1 protein-coding gene is annotated in these 384 nt (G+C 68.8%); it reads left to right on the plus strand.

Translation table 11 applies throughout. The annotated features are described in order from the left end of the window. Positions 1-366: transposase (locus tag WA788_RS35700; protein WP_335984682.1), on the plus strand; the 366-nt coding region annotated here is incomplete at its 5' end. Between the last annotated feature and the right edge of the window lie 18 nt (positions 367-384).

A 384-nucleotide genomic window follows, 5' to 3' on the forward strand; every position in this document is an offset into this window, starting at 1 on the left:
GTCGAGGTCCTGGACCGGATCCGGGTGCCCCGGCCGCTGGGCGGCAGGCCACGCACCCGCCCGGACCACGTCGGCGGCGACAAGGCATACAGCTCCCGTCGCAACCGCCGCTACCTGCGAAGACGCCACATCAAGCACACCATCCCCGAACCGAAGGACCAGCAGGCCAACCGCCAACGCCGCGGAAGCCGTGGCGGTCGACCCACCGGCTTCGACCGGGAAAGCTACCGGCGCCGCAACGAAGTCGAGCGGACCATCAACCGGCTCAAGAACTTCCGGGCCGTCGCCACCCGCTATGACAAACGGGCCTACGTCTTCCACGGCACCGTCACCACCGCAGCCATCCGCTTATGGCTCCGACCGTGATCCGCCGGACAGGACCTA

It is taken from the genome of Streptomyces sp. CA2R106 (genome assembly GCF_037034245.1).
Taxonomy (GTDB): domain Bacteria; phylum Actinomycetota; class Actinomycetes; order Streptomycetales; family Streptomycetaceae; genus Actinacidiphila.